Annotated in this window: 14 protein-coding genes and 1 pseudogene; 14 read left to right on the top strand and 1 reads right to left on the bottom strand. The window is 36.7% G+C overall.

Annotation, left to right across the window (positions count from 1 at the left end; genetic code table 11):
• Nucleotides 1-16: 16 nt before the first annotated feature.
• The gene (locus ABJI11_RS18680) at nt 17-478 is read right to left on the bottom strand and encodes a pyridoxamine 5'-phosphate oxidase family protein (protein ID WP_348355834.1); all 462 of its coding nucleotides are present in this window, start codon (nt 476-478) and stop codon (nt 17-19) included.
• Nucleotides 479-675: 197 nt separating this feature from the next.
• On the opposite strand from ABJI11_RS18680, the gene ABJI11_RS18675 reads away from it, so the two are divergent.
• The 14 genes and pseudogenes from ABJI11_RS18675 to ABJI11_RS18610 all read left to right on the top strand — a co-directional run.
• Nucleotides 676-2,823, top strand: a complete 2,148-nt coding sequence (locus ABJI11_RS18675; RefSeq protein ID WP_348355831.1) for a VIT domain-containing protein — start codon at nt 676-678, stop codon at nt 2,821-2,823.
• 235 nt (nt 2,824-3,058) lie between these two features.
• Nucleotides 3,059-3,622: a hypothetical protein gene (locus ABJI11_RS18670; protein WP_348355828.1), complete on the top strand. Its 564-nt coding sequence runs from the start codon at nt 3,059-3,061 to the stop codon at nt 3,620-3,622.
• Nucleotides 3,623-3,643: 21 nt separating this feature from the next.
• Nucleotides 3,644-4,537, top strand: a complete 894-nt coding sequence (locus ABJI11_RS18665; protein WP_348355825.1) for an SH3 domain-containing protein — start codon at nt 3,644-3,646, stop codon at nt 4,535-4,537.
• A 9-nt stretch (nt 4,538-4,546) separates the two neighbouring features.
• On the top strand, nt 4,547-5,578 hold the full coding sequence (locus tag ABJI11_RS18660; protein WP_348355822.1) for a hypothetical protein: 1,032 nt from the start codon (nt 4,547-4,549) through the stop codon (nt 5,576-5,578).
• A 40-nt stretch (nt 5,579-5,618) separates the two neighbouring features.
• Nucleotides 5,619-8,651, top strand: coding sequence for a two-component regulator propeller domain-containing protein (locus ABJI11_RS18655; RefSeq protein WP_348355819.1), 3,033 nt, complete (start codon nt 5,619-5,621; stop codon nt 8,649-8,651).
• Nucleotides 8,652-8,658: 7 nt separating this feature from the next.
• On the top strand, nt 8,659-9,408 hold the full coding sequence (locus ABJI11_RS18650; RefSeq protein WP_348355816.1) for a LytTR family DNA-binding domain-containing protein: 750 nt from the start codon (nt 8,659-8,661) through the stop codon (nt 9,406-9,408).
• Nucleotides 9,409-9,469: 61 nt separating this feature from the next.
• Nucleotides 9,470-9,874 (top strand): DUF4262 domain-containing protein, encoded by a 405-nt coding sequence (locus ABJI11_RS18645; RefSeq protein WP_348355814.1) that lies wholly within the window; start codon nt 9,470-9,472, stop codon nt 9,872-9,874.
• 383 nt (nt 9,875-10,257) lie between these two features.
• A complete protein-coding gene (locus tag ABJI11_RS18640) occupies nt 10,258-11,898 on the top strand; it encodes a TldD/PmbA family protein (RefSeq protein WP_348355811.1) in 1,641 nt (546 codons plus the stop codon).
• 25 nt (nt 11,899-11,923) lie between these two features.
• Complete coding sequence (locus tag ABJI11_RS18635; protein ID WP_348355809.1) at nt 11,924-13,240, top strand: TldD/PmbA family protein; 1,317 nt, start codon at nt 11,924-11,926, stop codon at nt 13,238-13,240.
• A gap of 96 nt (nt 13,241-13,336) precedes the next feature.
• The gene (locus ABJI11_RS18630) at nt 13,337-13,957 is read left to right on the top strand and encodes a DUF4159 domain-containing protein (protein ID WP_348355806.1); all 621 of its coding nucleotides are present in this window, start codon (nt 13,337-13,339) and stop codon (nt 13,955-13,957) included.
• An 11-nt stretch (nt 13,958-13,968) separates the two neighbouring features.
• Nucleotides 13,969-14,973: a MoxR family ATPase gene (locus ABJI11_RS18625; protein WP_348355803.1), complete on the top strand. Its 1,005-nt coding sequence runs from the start codon at nt 13,969-13,971 to the stop codon at nt 14,971-14,973.
• Between the two features lie 22 nt (nt 14,974-14,995).
• A complete protein-coding gene (locus ABJI11_RS18620) occupies nt 14,996-15,895 on the top strand; it encodes a DUF58 domain-containing protein (protein ID WP_348355800.1) in 900 nt (299 codons plus the stop codon).
• Between the two features lies 1 nt (nt 15,896).
• The gene (locus tag ABJI11_RS18615; protein ID WP_348355797.1) at nt 15,897-17,192 is read left to right on the top strand and encodes a BatA domain-containing protein; all 1,296 of its coding nucleotides are present in this window, start codon (nt 15,897-15,899) and stop codon (nt 17,190-17,192) included.
• Nucleotides 17,192-17,693: pseudogene (locus ABJI11_RS18610) on the top strand (tryptophan-rich sensory protein); the annotation flags it as partial. The gene ABJI11_RS18615 and the pseudogene ABJI11_RS18610, both read left to right, overlap by 1 nt.

The following is a 17,693-nucleotide window of genomic DNA, read 5'->3' as shown; positions in this document are numbered from 1 at the left end:
AAATATTTTATCTCTATTATTTATCGGTTACTCTTAGTTTTCCCTTCAGTTCGTTGATGTTGATCCTAAAAATGATAGGAGCATCTTCGGTATCAATTTTTGCAGAGAACTCACTTATACATTTTGGGTGTTCTCCGTAGTTAGTTGCGATTACTTTTTTAACTCCCTCAGAAAATTCATGTAGCATATGTTTTGCATCTATACGAGAAAGTTCCTCAAAAGTGCCTTGCAATAGAACAGATTTCCAGTCTGCAATAGAGGTTATTTCATCTATCGCCAAACATACAGCTGTATTTTTCCTCATTTCCTCAATTTTATGACCTTCAGAAGAATAGCTCGTGATAGTGTTGGTTTCAAGATCGTAGAAATAGGTGATGGGTACAATATGTGGACATCCGCCAGAAATATAAGCCAGTCTACCAATGTAGTTCTGTGTCAATAATGTTATACATTCTTGTTGATTTAAATTTCTTCTCATGACCTATTGTTGTTTGTTGATGTGATAAAAGTATAAATCATTGAATTAGTGGTACATGATATTGGTCAGTAGTAGAAAAACTATAGTAGACTACGAATTCTAGTTCAACCCCAACGAATACTAAAAGGAGCCTATTTTACGAGTAGTTCGCAGTTAGATTTGACTTCAAATAATAATAATAATCTAAAACTACGATCATGAAACTACTTTACACCTTTTTACTGTGTTGCACCATCTTCACAGGCTTTTCTCAAGATAATGACAGTCCGTATTTATTGGTATCTACAGAAGATGCCGTAATACCCTTAAAATCTTCTAAAACAGAAGTTGAAATATCTGGTACTATTGCTCATGTTCGTGTGACACAGGTATATCAAAATAATGGGGCAGGGGCAATAGAAGCTAAATATGTATTCCCGCTTTCTACTCAAGCAGCGGTTCATAAAATGCAGATGACCATTGGCAACCGAATTGTAAATGCCAAAATATTTGAAAAGCAGGAAGCTCAAGAAGTTTATGAAACTGCTTTAAGCGAAGGTAAACGAGCGGCGAAGCTAGATCAAGAAAGACCTAATGTATTTCAAATGAACGTGGGTAATATTATGCCTGGCGATGAAATTGCCATAGATATTTATTACACAGAAATATTAGTGCCTGTAAACGGAGAATATCAATTTGTAGCACCAGGTGTTGTAGGTCCTAGGTTTACTGGCGAGAGCACTCAAAACGAAGAGAGCTTTAATATGCCATACACGGCAAAGGGTATTGCAGATAGTTTTGATTTTGACATGACCGTAACCTTAAATGCTGGTATGATCATTCAAAATATAAACAGTACAAGTCATAAAGTAACGGTGAATCATCCTAATGCAAAAACAGCCGAAGTCTTTTTATCCGAAGAGAATGAGAATCCGTCTAATAGAGATTTTATATTGAATTACAACCTTAGGGGAAATCAAATTCAAACGGGGTTATTGTTATACGAGGGAGAGGATGAGAACTTCTTTACCTATCAAATGGAGCCTAGTAAGAAGGTGATTTTAGAGGATATTCCGGCAAGAGAGTACTTGTTTATTGTAGATGTATCAGGTTCTATGAATGGGTATCCTTTAGAAGTATCAAGACAATTAATGCGAAACCTACTTTGCAATTTACGAATGAGCGACACCTTCAATGTTCAGTTATTTGCTTCTAGCTCAACGATGTTTAGTCAAACCCCAGTAGAATCGACCGAGCAGAATATTGAAGCAGCCATTCGTTTTTTATCAGATGGTCAAGGCGGTGGCGGCACCCAATTATTAAGCGCATTGCATGAAGCCTATAAATTACCACGAAGAGATATGAGCGTAGCCCGTTCTATGGTAATTATTACAGACGGATATGTGAGTGTAGAAAAAGAAGCATTTGAACTTATTGGTAACAATTTAGATGAAGCCAATGTATTCACATTTGGCATAGGGTCAAGCGTTAACAGATATTTAATAGAAGGCATGGCAAAGGTTTCCAACAGTGAATCTTTCATTGCAACAACATCAGAAGAAGCGGCAGAAGTAGCTAAAGACTTTGCAGATTATATAGCCACACCATTATTGACCAGGGTAAAAATAGAATCCAAAGGATTTGATATGTATGACCTTGCCCAAAAAAGCATTCCAGATGTTTTTGCTGCAAGACCCGTAATTATTCATGGTAAATACAAGGGTAGGGCAGAAGGTAAAATTATAGTAACCGGGTATCAAGGTAAAAAACGATTTAGAGAAGTATATAATGTAGCTGACGGACAATTAAGTAAGCAGAACAAAGCCTTACGCTACTTGTGGGCAAGAAAGAAGATTAGCGAGTTAGATGATTATAACAATTTGTTCAATGAAGATGTAAAAGATGAAGTAGTTGCCTTAGGATTAAAATATAACCTGTTGACCAATTACACCTCTTTCGTAGCTGTAGATGAGGCTATAGTAAATGAAGATGGCACCTTGACCAAAGTAAAGCAGCCGTTGCCTATGCCAAATAATGTAAACAACTCTGCCGTAGGTGCAGAAGCTGAGGTCAAAGAGACAAGTAAATTCAAACGCTCTTTCTCCATAGATTTTGAAAATGAAATAACAAAGAATGTAAAAAGACAGTTGACGATGGAATTTAAAGTGATGTACAGTAAACTGGTAACAGAATACTTAAAAAAGTATGAAAGTCTACGTATTAAATTCAATGCCAATGGCAAGGTTGTTCGTGTAGAAAAATTAGAAAATGGTAGCTGGGTAGTTGATGAAAGTATGCAGTCAGCGTTTGAGAAAATCAGTTTAAAATCCGTAAAAAAAGAGATGACTTTAACGTTGAAAAAATAGGTAGTAAGTTTTGGTTAGTTGGTCCTCCGAAAGGAGAAGAAAACCTGTAAGATGTGTATCATTTTGCAGGTTTTTCTTTTGCCATACATTGAAGAATGAACAATTGTAACCTGAATAAATACACCATGTTCAACGAATTCTAGATGAGGTGCTACGAATACTAGAACACCCTCATAAAAGCCCTGTCTCTGCTGTAATTTAGTAGTGTAGAAACATAACAACTAAAAATAATATCATGAAAAATTTAATCCTATTCGCCTTTTTATTCAGCATTTGTATAACCAATGCGCAAGAGTTTCAATTGACCGATAGTTATGATATCACCAACCAAAGAAGTAGTGGTCAAGAAGAGGAAGATACGTGGATGGTAGATGTAATCGTATCAGACAATCCAGAAAGTCATGTAGCAACATTATCTATCTCAGATTTTGGTTTACTAGATGAAATACGCATCTCGGTTTTAAGAAATCCTGATTTAGAGGATATCAATGAAATTTTAAAAGTAACACTAGAGTATAACGCTTGTTGTTCAAGCACAGAAGAGTTCTATTATTTGGTTACCAGTGACAATGATTATATCGCATTGCCGAGTATAAAAAATGAGTATGCTTATGAACCTATTTCAGACATACATTACATTTTTCCTAATCAGTCTTTTGGCAAAGAAGGAACCATTTTAAGAGCTGCATTACAATACACCGAAACATATACAATTAAAGATATTAAAGTACTTAGAAGCATTGCCTGGAACGACGATGATTTTGATACTGAAGACGCTATAACAGCAATTAATTATTAATAACCCTTAAAATTTAGAATTATGAAAAATTTAAAGAAAAGTGCCTTATTCCTATGCTTATTCGCATTTGTAAACATCTTCGCCCAAAGCGTAGAACAAGTAGATTTTGAAGTGATGGACAAAGAAATTCCTGCTGAAGAATTAACCTATGAGTACTTATTGGCTCACAAAGTATTTCTGCGTGAAAAGCCATCTGTACGTAGTAAAAAAGTAACCTTACTTAATATTGGTACTAAAATGGTTTTGTGGGAAAAGAGCCTTTATGCCAAAGAGATTGATGGAATTAAAAGTCACTGGTACAGAGTAACTACCGGTAATGAAACCGGCTGGGTTTGGGGCGGAATGATCGCTCAGAAGTCTTTTGGAAGTATTGCGGACAACCAAGTAAAGTTTGTATACGGTTATGAAAGCAGTGCTACAAATGAAGCAGGTATGACAGAAGTAAAATACCAGTTACGTGCCTTTAAAAACGGTCAACAGTTAGATAAAATGGTTTTGGACAGTTTGTCAGCAATTCCTGTTCATATTGAAAACCACGGTAGTCTAGGGATGTTCAATGTAGAAGATGTAATCACGGTAGATTTAGCCGATGCTGATACCGGTTACCAAGTAGGTAAAAGCTACCTGTTTTGGAACAATGGTAGATTTAAAAAAGTAGCTAGTTTAATTGACTACGCAGATAGTAACTATTTAAAGACCGAGTCTTTTGTTTTTCCTTCAGATATGCAAGGTGTTAAGAGTACTATTTTGCTGAAAACGACGATAACAAAAAACATCAAAACCTTAGATGATGCCTTTGCACAGAACAATGTAGAATTCATTACCACTCCGTATATATGGAACGGGTCTAAGTTGACCAAAAAAGAAGAAGTTCGTGAAATTAAAGATGATGCTGTAGTTAGTATAGACTTTTAAAAAATAAATATGAACAAGTGTTTAATTATAGTATTGGTTAGTGTGCTAATGCTTGGTAGTAAGAAGCCGTTTTCGCAAAAGTCGGAGGCGGCACTTGCTTCACCTACCAAAAAAGAAATGGTACAGGAATCCATTGTTTTTATAGCTGGTTTTGATGAAGGTGATAACACCTATTATAACAATGCCAAGCAATATTTTGAAAATCAAGGATTGCCTATTGTAGATAGTTTATATACCATTGACGATATCGTCAATTATGTAAATAGAGCAGGGGAGAACCAAGTTCGTTTTAACGAGATTCATATTGTAAGTCATAGTAATGCTTGGTTGGGAATGTCTTTAAAAATAAACAGCACAGGAGAAAGAATTACAGTAAAGACTTTACAAAATGCAGAAAAAAACCATGACATAGAAACCATGTGTGATTACATAACTAATGATTCTAAAATCATCTTTCATTCTTGCGGATTGGGAGAAAATCAGCCTCTTCTTCAAGAATTAAAAAATACGTTTAAAGCAGGGCAGGTAGTTGCTTCAGCCTATTTCAATGTATTTGGTGGTAAATATGCAGGTCATTATTTAGCAAAACCCTATTACGGTTATTACCCCACGGCAGAATCTTTAGGTCCGGCACATTTATCAAAAGCCTTTAAGGAAAGCTATCCAGAAGTCAAAATCGATTGGTTTACTGCCATAAAAACAAGAAAGGAATCTTCTTTTGGTAAAGCCTACAGTTTCAAATTCAATATTCCGGTAGATTGGGAATTTACTTTTGATTCCGTTACGGATATACCTACATTACAAGACAAGGAAGAAATAATGGATTGGGTTTCAGAATCTCCAGAAATGGCTGAGGTTTTGTTTAAATTAAATATACCCGTAGAAAAATTTCGTTGGAGAAGTACCATCCAGGGAAATAAACTGATGATAAAAGGAAAAACCACCGTACTCTGTGTATTGGCACCTATTTTGCAATCTAACAATGTAAATGAATACCAAAACATTACTTTTAATGACCCTTTATTATATCAAATATTATAAGGATAACAGCGTTATAAATTACCTAAACTAACAGCTACATTTGAATCTGATTATTAAATACATCGTACTGGTATTTTGTTTCTTAGGAACATTGCACCTCGCTGCACAAAATAGTCAGGTTAGGGCGTATACAATAGCGGATGGTCTACCGCAATCTCAAGTATATGATATACTGCAAGATGAAATGGGCTACTTGTGGTTAGGCACCCAAGGTGGCGGACTCGCAAATTTTGATGGTGAAAATTTTGAGGTTTGGAACGAAGGTGATGGTTTGCTTTCCAATTATATCGATGCTCTTTATACCGAGAACGATTCCCTTTTTATAGGAACCAGAAAAGGACTTTCTATAAAAGTAAAGAACAACTTTGTAAATTATAATTCTCCGCAAATACTACAATTCTATAAGCCTGAAAATGTATTGTTCTTAGGAACTAAAAAAGGATTGTATAGTTATACCAAGAATAGTAAAATAAGCAAGGTTAGTATAAATGCAGAAATAGATGTCAGCGAAATCAATTCCATACTTTTTGATGGAAATTACTATTGGCTAGCTACAAATAATGGCTTGTGGAAGCTTAATGAATTGAGCGAATCAGCCACAGAAAAAACAAAAATTGAAGTAAATAATTTTAAGAGTGTAATTCAACATAACAATAAAATACTGGCTGCCACTTTTGATGATGGTATTTTTATAATGGACAGCGAGAATACAGCTGATCAGTTTCTAATGCCAGAACCTACTCGTGTAAATTCCATGTCCATTCACAATACGAATGAGTTATGGATAGCTACTGATAATGATGGTATTACGGTGGTGGAAACCGATAAATTCTCAGAACTTAAACGACTAAAAAAATCTGGAGGATTGGCGACTCCGCACATCAGAAAAATCATAAGTGATGACAATGGAAATCTGTGGATTGCGTCTTCTGGTGGCGGACTCTATAAATACTTTCAAAACAATTTTAAGCACTACGACCAACGAACTGGCTTAAAAGGAAATCGGGTGTATGCAGTACATAATGCACCAGACGGATTGTGGTTGTCAACTTCGGAAGCAGGGTTAACAAAAATTGATTCATCGGGAATACATCCATTACCTAATGAAAGCACTTTTTTTGATGTAAAGATTAAGACGATTACAAGTGACAAAAAAGGAAATATTTGGGCGGGATCAGATAATAGGGGGCTCTTATTTCGTGAAACCAAAATGGTAGATAGTTTGGTGTTTTCGTCAAGCGAAACCTACTTAATACAAATAGATACTGTCTCCATAAAAAGAACTACCAATCATATTATAGATGAAAGCAAAGGCTTTCCATCAGACTGGGTGCGTACCGTAATTGCTGATGATGATTTTATGTGGGCAGCCACTTATGCAAATGGTATTGTAAAATTCAATTATTACCCAGTTAATGACAGTCTCGTGGTCAGAAAGACATTTTCTAAGCGAAATGGTATTGAAGATATGCTAATAAAAAGCATGGTAAAAGCACCTGATGGTAAACTATGGTATGCTACACAAAAAGGGTATTTGGGCTATATTGAAAACAATAAGGTGACCAGTGTAGAAACGGGCTTGGAACAACAAACCGCAATCGGTACCATTTTGTTCCATGATAATACTATGTATTTGGGTACATCTGGCAAGGGAATTTGGTATGCCAACAGTACAAACCCTGTAAATTTTCAGCAATTAAAAGGCAGTAAAAATCTGTCTTCAAAAAATATATATCAGCTCATTTTTGATGACCAAGGTTTTTTATGGGCAGGTTCTGAACGTGGCGTAGATAAGATAGAACTTAACACGGATAACGAAATATTAGACGTTTATCATTTTGGTAGAAACGACGGCTTTTTGGGTATTGAAACCTGCCTAAATGCTGTTGATAAAGATGATAACGGAAATATATGGTTCGGTGCTATTTATGGTTTGACCAAGCATATGCCTAGTGAGGGTAAAAAAGCATCGGCACCGCCAACACTGTACTTTACAGGAGTAGAGGAACGTTATAAAAATATAGACTCGCTTATACTGAAAGATTGGACGAACAGTAAAAAGGTATTGCAGTTATCTCCCAATCAAACGCAGCTGGGTTTTTCATTCAGAACAGTAGACGTAGACCACCCAAATGAAGTAGAATACAGAACAAAATTAGATGATACCGATTGGAGTCCGTGGGTAAAGGAGAACAAGCAAAATTTCGCCGGACTCGCATATGGTGCACATACTTTTTCGGCGCAATCTAGAAATTACAGATGGCAAGAAAGTGATCCTATCAAATTCAGCTTTTTCATTGATAGTCCGCTATACAAAAAAGATTGGTTTCAATGGGCGGTACTGGCACTGGTAATTGCAATAGTATTGGCAATTGGCGGGTTTTATATTCGCAAGATTAAAGCCAGAAACAAAGCGGTACAAGAGCGCTTAAAAACTCAGAACTATCTATTGACTTTAGAGCAAAAAGCATTACAATTACAGATGAATCCGCATTTTATATTTAATGTATTAAATGGGGTAAAAGCTATGGCAGGCACCAAACCGGAGAAGATGGATGCTACCATTAATAGTTTTGCAATATTGTTGCGTGAAACCTTACAGAATTCTAGAAAAGAACATATTAGTTTAGACAAAGAAATTAAGGCATTACGGCATTATATAGAAGTAGAGCAATTGATGGCGCAGAAAACTTTTGAATATACTATTGATGTCAACACTGATCCCGATGCCGAAGAGATTTTGATTCCGCCAATGTTAATTCAGCCTTTCGTTGAAAATGCCATTAGACATGGTATTCTGAAAGGAGACAAGGAAGGAAGACTAGAAATAGGTTTCAATACCACAGAAACGCATTTACAATGCAGTATTATTGACAACGGAATGGGTATTTTTAAATCGCAAAACGAAAAGCCAAAAACAGACCATCAATCTATGGCGTTGACAGTAACCAAAGAGCGATTAGAATCTATTGCTGGTAAGAATACCTTGCAAATTAGCGAGATTAAGAATGACGACGGCAGCATTGGTGGCACCAAAATTAGCTTTAAAATACCATTACTAACAGATTACTAGAAGACTTATGCATACAGCGATTATAGTAGAAGATATGATTGACGCCTTAACCCTTTTGAAAAAGGATATTGAGACGCAACACCCAGATATTGAAATTATCGCTACGGCACGGAGTGTAGTAGAAGCCGCTAAGGTGCTACGTAAAAATCAGCCCGATATTTTGTTTTTGGATATTATGCTAGGCGATGGTACGGGCTTTGATATTCTAGAAATTTTCCCCGACTTAAAATCGAAAATCATATTCGTAACGGCAAGTGATGAGTTCGCGATAAGAGCCTTCAAATTTGCAGCAATAGATTATGTTTTAAAACCATATTCAAATGACGATTTAAGTTTAGCGATTGCTCGCGCAAAAGAGCAGTTGCAGCCTAATAAAGAGCGTTTGCAGATTTTAAAGGAAACTATTGAGGCTCCGGAGAAAAAACCAAATAAGATATCATTACATACGCTAGATCAAATTATTATTGTTGGTTTAGACGATATTATCAGGTGTGAGTCCGACAGTAATAACACCATATTTCACCTTCAAGATAAACGCAAGATTTTTGTTACAAAGACTTTAAAATACTTTGCCGATTTATTGAGCAGTCACGATTTTGTACGTGTACACCAAAGTCACTTGGTCAATCTACAATGCATCAGCGCCTATATAAAAACCGATGGTGGCTATCTAATGTTGAAAAACGGAGAAAACGTACCGGTATCTGTCCGTAAAAAAACTGAGATTATTGAGATTTTGGATAAGATGCATAGGTAGGTGAAATTTTAAACTATTAAAAACTAATATGGATTAAAATAAAAAGGATGCATATTTTAAAATGGTTAACACCAATATTTCTAAGTATGGATATCACACAACATATGTTATGGAGGAAATTGGATTTACTCCTTTTGGTTATTCAACTGGGATTTACAAGAATTTTAATATACCAGAATTAATTATATCAGGATTACCTAATGGTTTAACAACAACTTTGATTCGTAATTACACAGATAAATATAAAGACGGAAACGTACCATTAAATAGGAAAATAGTTGGGTTAATTGATACCTTTCCAGTTTATTTTGTTGAAGTTGCAAATGAGGTTTTGACTGAATATGTATTAAGTTCAATCAAACATTATGAAAAAAGAGACTATAAATATTTACAATTAATCTTTCCTGATTTAAAAGGTAATTTTCCAAATGAGAAGAATTACGAATATGATCAGAAGATATTTTAAAAGTAAAACTAATTTTACATTTCCAATAAATGGCTTCTCATTTTAGTTATATCGGCTAGAACCATTGCTTATTAAGTTTCTATTTATCATTTTAAAAATTTAATCAAGACTACCCTTCTTTGATTTTTCAATTCACCCTTCCATAAAACAAAAAATCATCACCCCATTTTTATAGAATTCTCAAAAGCGGTACTGAATGTTATAATTTATGTTAAGGTTAACATAATAGTTTCAAAAGCCTAACTATTTTTAGAGGGCACGAATTCAGTTAAATATTTCTAATTAACCAGAAAAGGATTTCCAAATTCATTTTTGATAGTATAGAAATAGTTGTTTTCTCAAAGAACAACGCCAACAATATTGGAACACTATAAAACGAACACATGAAAAGAAGAGATTTTGTACAGTACGCCGGGTTGGGTGCTGGAGCATTAATGATGCCATCATTATTGCTAGGTAATGACATCCCAACAGAGGCATTACTAGAACCGGGTATGGATGCCTTGGTGAAGAAAAACATGGCAGATGTTGCCTTAAATACCGCTAAGTCATTAGGTGCTACTTATGCAGATGCTAGAATTGGCAGGTATTTAAATCAGTATGTTTTTACAAGGGAAGACAAAGTACAGAACGTGGTCAATACAGAATCTTTTGGTATTGGTATTCGTGTAATCGCTAATGGTACTTGGGGTTTTGCCTCAACCAATAGTGTTACTGCAGACGGCATTAAAAAAGCAACGGAACAAGCAGTTGCTATTGCAAAGGCAAACTCAAAAATTCAAAAAGATCCGGTAAAGCTAGCACCGGTAAATGCATACGGAGAGGTTTCTTGGAAGACTCCGATCAAAAAAGATTTTAAGGAAGTTCCAGTTTCAGAAAAGGTAGACCTTTTATTAAGTGCCAACGCTGCCGCTTTGGATAACGGAGCAAATTTTGTAAACTCTGCCTTATTTATGGTAAACGAGCAAAAGTATTTTGCATCGACCGATGGTTCTTATATAGATCAAGATATTCATCGCTTGTGGCCAACTTTAAGAGTGACTGCTGTTGATAAGGCTGCCGGTACTTTTAAGACCAGAGAGAATATGAGTGCTCCCGTAGGTATGGGTTATGAGTATTTAGACGGATTGGAATCTGAGAAACTAGATGGTCCAGCAGGATTGCGCTTATACAAAAACAGCTATGATATGGTAGAAGATGCTACTATAGCAGCAAAACAAGCGAGAGAAAAATTAACGGCGAAATCCGTTGACGCCGGTAAATATGATTTAGTATTAGAACCAAATCACCTTGGGTTAACCATTCACGAATCTGTAGGTCACCCATTAGAACTGGATCGTGTATTGGGTTATGAAGCCAACTATGCAGGTACAAGTTTCGCTACATTGGATAAATTAAAATCGGGCAACTTCAAATACGGTAGTGATGTGGTAAACATTGTTGCCGATAAAACTCAGGTAGGTTCATTAGGTGCTGTTGGTTATGATGACGAGGGAGTGAAATCGAAGAAGTGGGATTTGGTACGTAACGGAGTGTTGAGCAATTTCCAAGCCATTCGTGACCAAGCACATATGATTGGTGAAGAGGAATCTCACGGTTGTTGTTATGCACAAAGCTGGGACGATGTACAATTTCAACGTATGCCAAATGTTTCTTTAGAACCGGGCAAAGAGAAGTACTCTAGTGCTGAAATGATAAAAGATGTAGAAAAAGGTATTTATATAGCAGGTCGTGGATCGTATTCTATTGATCAGCAACGTTATAATTTCCAGTTTGGTGGTACTGTATTTTACGAAATTAAAGACGGTGAAATTGTGGGTATGTTAGAAGATGTAGCCTACCAAAGTAACACCCAAGAGTTTTGGAATTCTTGTGTTAAGATTTGCGATAAGGATGATTACCGTTTGTTCGGTACTTTCTTTGACGGTAAAGGGCAGCCTTCTCAGGTGAGCGCTGTATCTCATGGTAGTTCTACTGCCAGGTTCAATGATGTAAATGTAATTAACACTGGTAGAAACATTTAATTGTTTCACTCAAAAAAGAACAACAATGGCAATTTATACAAAAGAAGAAGCAAGAAAAATATTGGAGAAAGCATTGAGCTTTTCCAAAGCCGATACCTGCGAGATAAATTTAAACGGTTACAATAGCGGCAATATAAGATATGCAAGAAATACGGTATCTACATCTGGTTACAGTTCTAATCAAAGTTTGGCGGTACAGTCTAGTTTTGGTAAAAAATCTGGTACGGCTACTATTGATGAGTTTGATGATGCATCATTGGAAAAGGTGGTAAGAAGAGCTGAAGAATTGGCACAACTTTCACCAGAGAATCCGGAATTTATGGAGCCTTTAGGTCCGCAGATGTATGATGAGGCTATCACATATAGCGAATCTACCGCAAAGATAACTCCTGAGTATAGAGCTGAGGTAGCAAGCAGTAGTATTGTTCCGGCAGATGCTAAAGATGTTACTGCGGCAGGTTTCTTAAATGACTCTGCAGGTTTTAGCGCAATGATCAATTCAAAAGGTTTGTTTGCCTACAACCAATCTACCGATGTAGATTTTACCGTAACCATGCGTACCAATGATGGTACCGGTTCTGGTTGGGTAAAAAGAGATTTTAATGACGTAGATAAGTTTGATGCCGATGAGGCAGCAAAGACTGCAATTGATAAAGCGGTACTTTCTAGAGAGGCAAAAGCGATTGAGCCTGGTAAGTACACGGTAATATTAGAACCAGCTGCTTCGGCAGATTTGTTACGTAACATGTTCCGCTCACTAAATGCGCGTTCTGCAGATGAAGGTAGAAGCTTTATGTCTGCTGCAGATGGTAAGAACAAGATTGGTGAGAAAATAGTGGACGAACGTGTTAATATATATTCTGACCCGTTGAATCCTGAAGTACCAACATCTACATGGAACGGAGAAGGGCAGCCACTAAAGAAAACAAGCTGGATAGAAAACGGAGTGGTTAAAAATTTGGCGTATGACCGTTTTTGGGCAAAGGAAAAAGGTGTTGAGCCAGTTCCTTTTCCACCAAACGCTATTATGACCGGTGGTGATGCCAGTTTGGAAGAATTGATCAAGAGTACTAAAAAAGGAATTTTGGTAACCCGTTTATGGTATATACGTAGTGTAGATCCACAAACCTTATTGTATACGGGACTTACACGAGACGGAACGTTTTATATTGAAAATGGACAAATTAAATACCCTGTAAAAAACTTCAGGTTTAATGAAAGTCCGATCATCATGCTGAACAATCTAGAAACGTTAGGGCAACAAGTACGTATTAATGGTAATCTAATACCATATATGAAAGTGCGCGACTTTACGTTTACCAGTCTTTCAGATGCGGTTTAATAAGTAAATAAGACAATAGAAACTGGTTGTTTGTGACACATCACGACAACCAGTTTTTTCTTTTTCTATCGGAATAAAAACACAAACTACTTGCCCTTGAGCAACGAATTTTTCTTTACGAGATTACAGTACGAATCCGGCGATTGGGATGTGGATCAGCGCATGCCATCTAATTTGTTGAATTCATTGGTGGAGTACACTACGTTGAAGGTTGATACACAAGAGAAAATCATCACTCTGGCAAGCGATGATATTTTTAAGAGTCCGTTTTGCTATATCTCTGGTCACAAGTTGGTGGAGTTTACCAAAAAGGAACAAGAGAATTTTGAAAAGTATGTACGTAATGGCGGCTTCGTTTTTGCCGATGACTGCAATCATGATATTGACGGTTTGTTCGCCAAATCTTTTGAGCGGCAAATGGAAGAAATATTTGGTGCATCCGCATTAAAAAAAATACCAAACGACCACGAAATCTATACCATATTCTTCGACTTTGAAGACGGTCCGCCAACCACATCACAAGAATTGAATGGTTGGGGAGATGATCTGGTACACGATTATTTAAAGGCTATTGTGGTAAACGGTAGAATTGCGGTACTGTATAGCAATAAAGACTATGGTTGCGAGTGGGATTATGATTTTAGAAACAAACGCTGGTACAAAATAGACAATACACGGTTTGGGGTCAACATTGTTATGTACGCCCTAACCTCATAAAATATTTTTGAATGGATAAAGAATTACAACGCATTGCAGATGAGGTAGAAATGCTCTCAGGTAAATTAAGTGCCCTAAAGGAAGAAATTGGAAAAGTGATTATTGGGCAAGAAGAAACCGTATCGCAATTATTGATTACGTTTTTAGCCGGTGGTCATGCTTTGTTAGAAGGGGTGCCTGGTTTGGCAAAAACCTTAATGATCAGAACTTTGGCGAATGCCATCGATTTAAAGTTTAAGCGTATTCAATTTACGCCAGATTTAATGCCTTCGGATATTATTGGGACCGAGATTTTAGAGGAAGATCAAACTACCGGTAAAAAGTTTTTTAAGTTCAACAAAGGTCCTATTTTCTCTAATATTATCCTGGCGGATGAAATAAACCGTACCCCACCAAAAACACAGGCAGCATTGTTGGAAGCGATGCAAGAATTTGAAGTAACCTACGGTGATAAAACCTATCCCTTAGATAAACCATTTTTTATACTTGCTACGCAAAACCCAATAGAGCAATCAGGAACCTTTGTTTTGCCGGAAGCACAGCAAGACAGATTCTTGTTGTACATCAAAATAGGATACCCAACAAAACAAGACGAGGAAGCTATTCTAAAGGCTACCACGGGAACCTTCAAAAAGAAGTTGAACAAAGTAATTTCTGGTGATGATATTGTACGCCTTCAAGAATTGGTTAGAGAAGTATCTATCAGTGACGCCTTAATCAGTTTTGTAAGTGATATTATTAGAGCAACCCGCCCAGAAACCACTACCGATGTTTATGTAAAAGACTGGGTAGATTGGGGCGCAGGTCCTCGTGCAGGTCAAGCAATGATCTTAACGGCAAAGGCTAACGCATTGTTAGAAGGTAGATTAGCGGTTACGTTAGATGATATTAAAAGTGTAGCGTTACCAGTACTTCGTCATAGGGTGTTGGTAAATTTCAGGGCAGAAGCAGAAGGTATTACTTCAGACAAAGTAGCAACTCACTTATTGAATGCAATTGCAATAAAAGGCGAATAACTAACGCTCCATTATCGAGTACATGGCAAAACAGGACTATCACAATTTATTAAAACCAGAAGTCATCAATACGGTTGAGGGACTCTCCCTAATATCGCGTATTGTGGTAGAGGGGTTTACGTCTGGTTTAAATAGAAGTGCTAGTGTTGGTCCTGGGATGGAATTTAGCCAGTACAGAGGTTACGAACCCGGTGACGATTTACGATTGCTAGATTGGAAAATGTTGGCACGTTCCGGCAGGTATTACATCAAGCAATCAGAAATTGAAAGTCAGGTAACCATTAAGTTTATCGTAGATGCCAGCGCATCTATGTTGCATAAAGAAGAAGCGCTTTCAAAAGTAGATTTTGTACGCGTATTGGTAGCGACACTGGCATACATGGCACACAAACAAGGCGATGCCGTGGGGTTATTTGCTTTGAACGAAATTGATGTGGTCAGCATCTATCCAAAAGCTGATAAAAAGCATTACAACAGACTGTTGTTAGAATTGATAAATATTTCAAATACAGGCAAGTGGCCTGCAACCCATATTTCTAACAAACGTATACCTAACAGAGGAGGGAAGGAGTTAATTTTTTTCCTAACGGATATGTACGAAACTAGTGAAGAGATTTCAAAATTCATTAAAGGATTAAAATCCGCCAGAAATGAAGTTGTAGTCTTGCAGGTTATGGGCGCTGCGGAGATGGATTTTAATTATGGACCTGATATCACCTTTGAAGATTGGGAAACGGGAGCAAGAATAAAAGTAGATACGCAACAAGCGAAAACTGAATATTTGAACAATCTGGAGGCCAGGTTAAAAAAAATCAAGGAAGAATTATTGTCCAACGGTATAGACCACCACGTATTTAGAATGGATGCACCATTGGGCGAAGCTTTGCTATTATTTTTAAAACAACGAAAAAGACTAGGTTAATATGTCATTTGCACATCCTTCATATTTATGGGCTTTATTGGGACTTCTAGTTCCGATAGCAATCCACCTATGGAGTAAAAAGGAAGCAAAGACGATAAAGATTGGTAGTGTACAGTTGTTGTCAGAATCAAAATCTAAACAATCTAGCAGTATTCAGTTGAATGAATTATGGTTGTTATTATTGCGAATGGGCATTATTTCGTTATTGGTTGTTTTGATGGCAAAACCACAATGGCATTCAAAAATTAGTAACAGCAAAGTCACGTATGTGGTTGAACCAGAACTGGCACAGAACGCCGATTTCATGTCTCAATTTATAGAAAAAGGTAATGATCAAGAAATTAGACTTTTACAAAAAGGTTTGCCTTTAAATGAGGGAGAAGAACAAGTTACAAAGCTGAAAGCGGTGCAAGATTATTGGGCGTTAGCATCTGAAATGGAGGAGTTGCCTACCGATAGCATCGTGGTTTTTACGAATGGTTTTGCTAGCGGGTTAAAAGGAGCAAGACCAGAAAGCAAACAGAATATAAACTGGATTGTTATTGACAGCGCATTATCAAAAGAAACTCCGTTACTAGCATATAAACGAGAAAACGAATTACAGTTATATACAGGGTGGAGTGGTGCTGGTGAAACTAAAGTCAATAGTAGAAAAATAACCTTGGGAGAAGATTTTACACTTTCTTCTGGTGGTGATAGTCTGGTGATTTCAAAACATGAACCTGTAAAAAAAGTGCCTGTAATTGTACAGAATCCTATAGAAATAGCCCTCTTTTATACGGATAGCTTACAGCAAGATAAAAGGTACATAGAGGCATCATTAAAAGCCCTTTCTATTTATTTAAATCGGGAAATTAATGTAACGTCTAAATTAGATAGCGAGGAAATTTCAAAAAACGATGCAGATGTAGTTATTTGGCTAAGCAATAAACCACAACCTGAAGCAGCACAGAAACTATTGGTATTGAGAGAAGATGCTTTGGCGCAGTCTATCATAGTTACTGCAGAAGAGGACGCTATCTTTTATTTGACCAAGCGAATTACTTCGGAAAATGCAGTATTGGAAAGAGTAACGGAGAAATTACTTGATGTCTTAGAGGTCAATAGTGAGTTGCAAGAATTACTGATTCAAGTAGATAAACGTTCAGTTGCGGCATCAGAAATACAAACCAACTATGTAGCTGTAAAAAGCAAGGAAAAACAGTTGGCAAGTTTTAATGTGAATCCGTATTTATGGGTAATACTTCTAGTATTATTATTGGTAGAACGCTTTGTGGCACATAAACGCAAACAGTAATGGATCAGGGTAAACTACATTTAACGAAGTTTCAAAAGCGTTGGCAGTTGTTGTCGTACGCAGAGGCTGTTTTGTATGCTTTAGGTATTGCTGTGCTATGCTATTTTATAACTAAAAATCTACTAGTAGGCTTGGTAGTATTTGTAGTTGGTTTGCTTTTTGTTATCCTGGTAAAAAAACCTTGGCAACATAACTTAAATAGCACTAGCTCATTTATTGACGCCCATGTTTCAGAAGCATCTTTCAGTACAGGATTGTTGTTACAACCAGAGGATTCATTGTCCAATTTAGCGAAATTACAGCGCTATAGAGTATCAGAAGAGCTGTCTAAAAGGTTAAGCGACATAACTCCGCCAAACGGATTAAAACAAGCATTTTTGGTTATGTTGGCATGCATGGCTATTGGGTTAATAGTACATCGAATGAATCTATTTCAAAGTGTAGATGAAATATTGAATAACCCCAAGAATACGGAACAGATTCAGTTTGTGGCAACAGATA

Origin of the sequence: Maribacter sp. (genome assembly GCF_039968975.1) — a bacterium.
In the GTDB taxonomy this organism is placed as follows: Bacteria; Bacteroidota; Bacteroidia; order Flavobacteriales; family Flavobacteriaceae; genus Maribacter.
Note: the sequence above shows the minus strand (reverse complement) of the source record. Positions and strands in the feature narration are given on the sequence as shown.

Excerpts from the sequence above, each read along its gene's own strand:
- ABJI11_RS18660 (WP_348355822.1), top strand. The coding sequence starts at position 4,547 with ATGAACAAGTGTTTAATTATAGTATTGGTTAGTGTGCTAATGCTTGGT.
- ABJI11_RS18635 (WP_348355809.1), top strand. The coding sequence starts at position 11,924 with ATGGCAATTTATACAAAAGAAGAAGCAAGAAAAATATTGGAGAAAGCA.
- ABJI11_RS18620 (WP_348355800.1), top strand. The coding sequence starts at position 14,996 with ATGGCAAAACAGGACTATCACAATTTATTAAAACCAGAAGTCATCAAT.
- ABJI11_RS18670 (WP_348355828.1), top strand. The coding sequence starts at position 3,059 with ATGAAAAATTTAATCCTATTCGCCTTTTTATTCAGCATTTGTATAACC.
- ABJI11_RS18675 (WP_348355831.1), top strand. The coding sequence starts at position 676 with ATGAAACTACTTTACACCTTTTTACTGTGTTGCACCATCTTCACAGGC.
- ABJI11_RS18665 (WP_348355825.1), top strand. The coding sequence starts at position 3,644 with ATGAAAAATTTAAAGAAAAGTGCCTTATTCCTATGCTTATTCGCATTT.
- ABJI11_RS18680 (WP_348355834.1), bottom strand. The coding sequence starts at position 478 with ATGAGAAGAAATTTAAATCAACAAGAATGTATAACATTATTGACACAG.
- ABJI11_RS18645 (WP_348355814.1), top strand. The coding sequence starts at position 9,470 with ATGGTTAACACCAATATTTCTAAGTATGGATATCACACAACATATGTT.
- ABJI11_RS18650 (WP_348355816.1), top strand. The coding sequence starts at position 8,659 with ATGCATACAGCGATTATAGTAGAAGATATGATTGACGCCTTAACCCTT.
- ABJI11_RS18625 (WP_348355803.1), top strand. The coding sequence starts at position 13,969 with ATGGATAAAGAATTACAACGCATTGCAGATGAGGTAGAAATGCTCTCA.
- ABJI11_RS18640 (WP_348355811.1), top strand. The coding sequence starts at position 10,258 with ATGAAAAGAAGAGATTTTGTACAGTACGCCGGGTTGGGTGCTGGAGCA.
- ABJI11_RS18615 (WP_348355797.1), top strand. The coding sequence starts at position 15,897 with ATGTCATTTGCACATCCTTCATATTTATGGGCTTTATTGGGACTTCTA.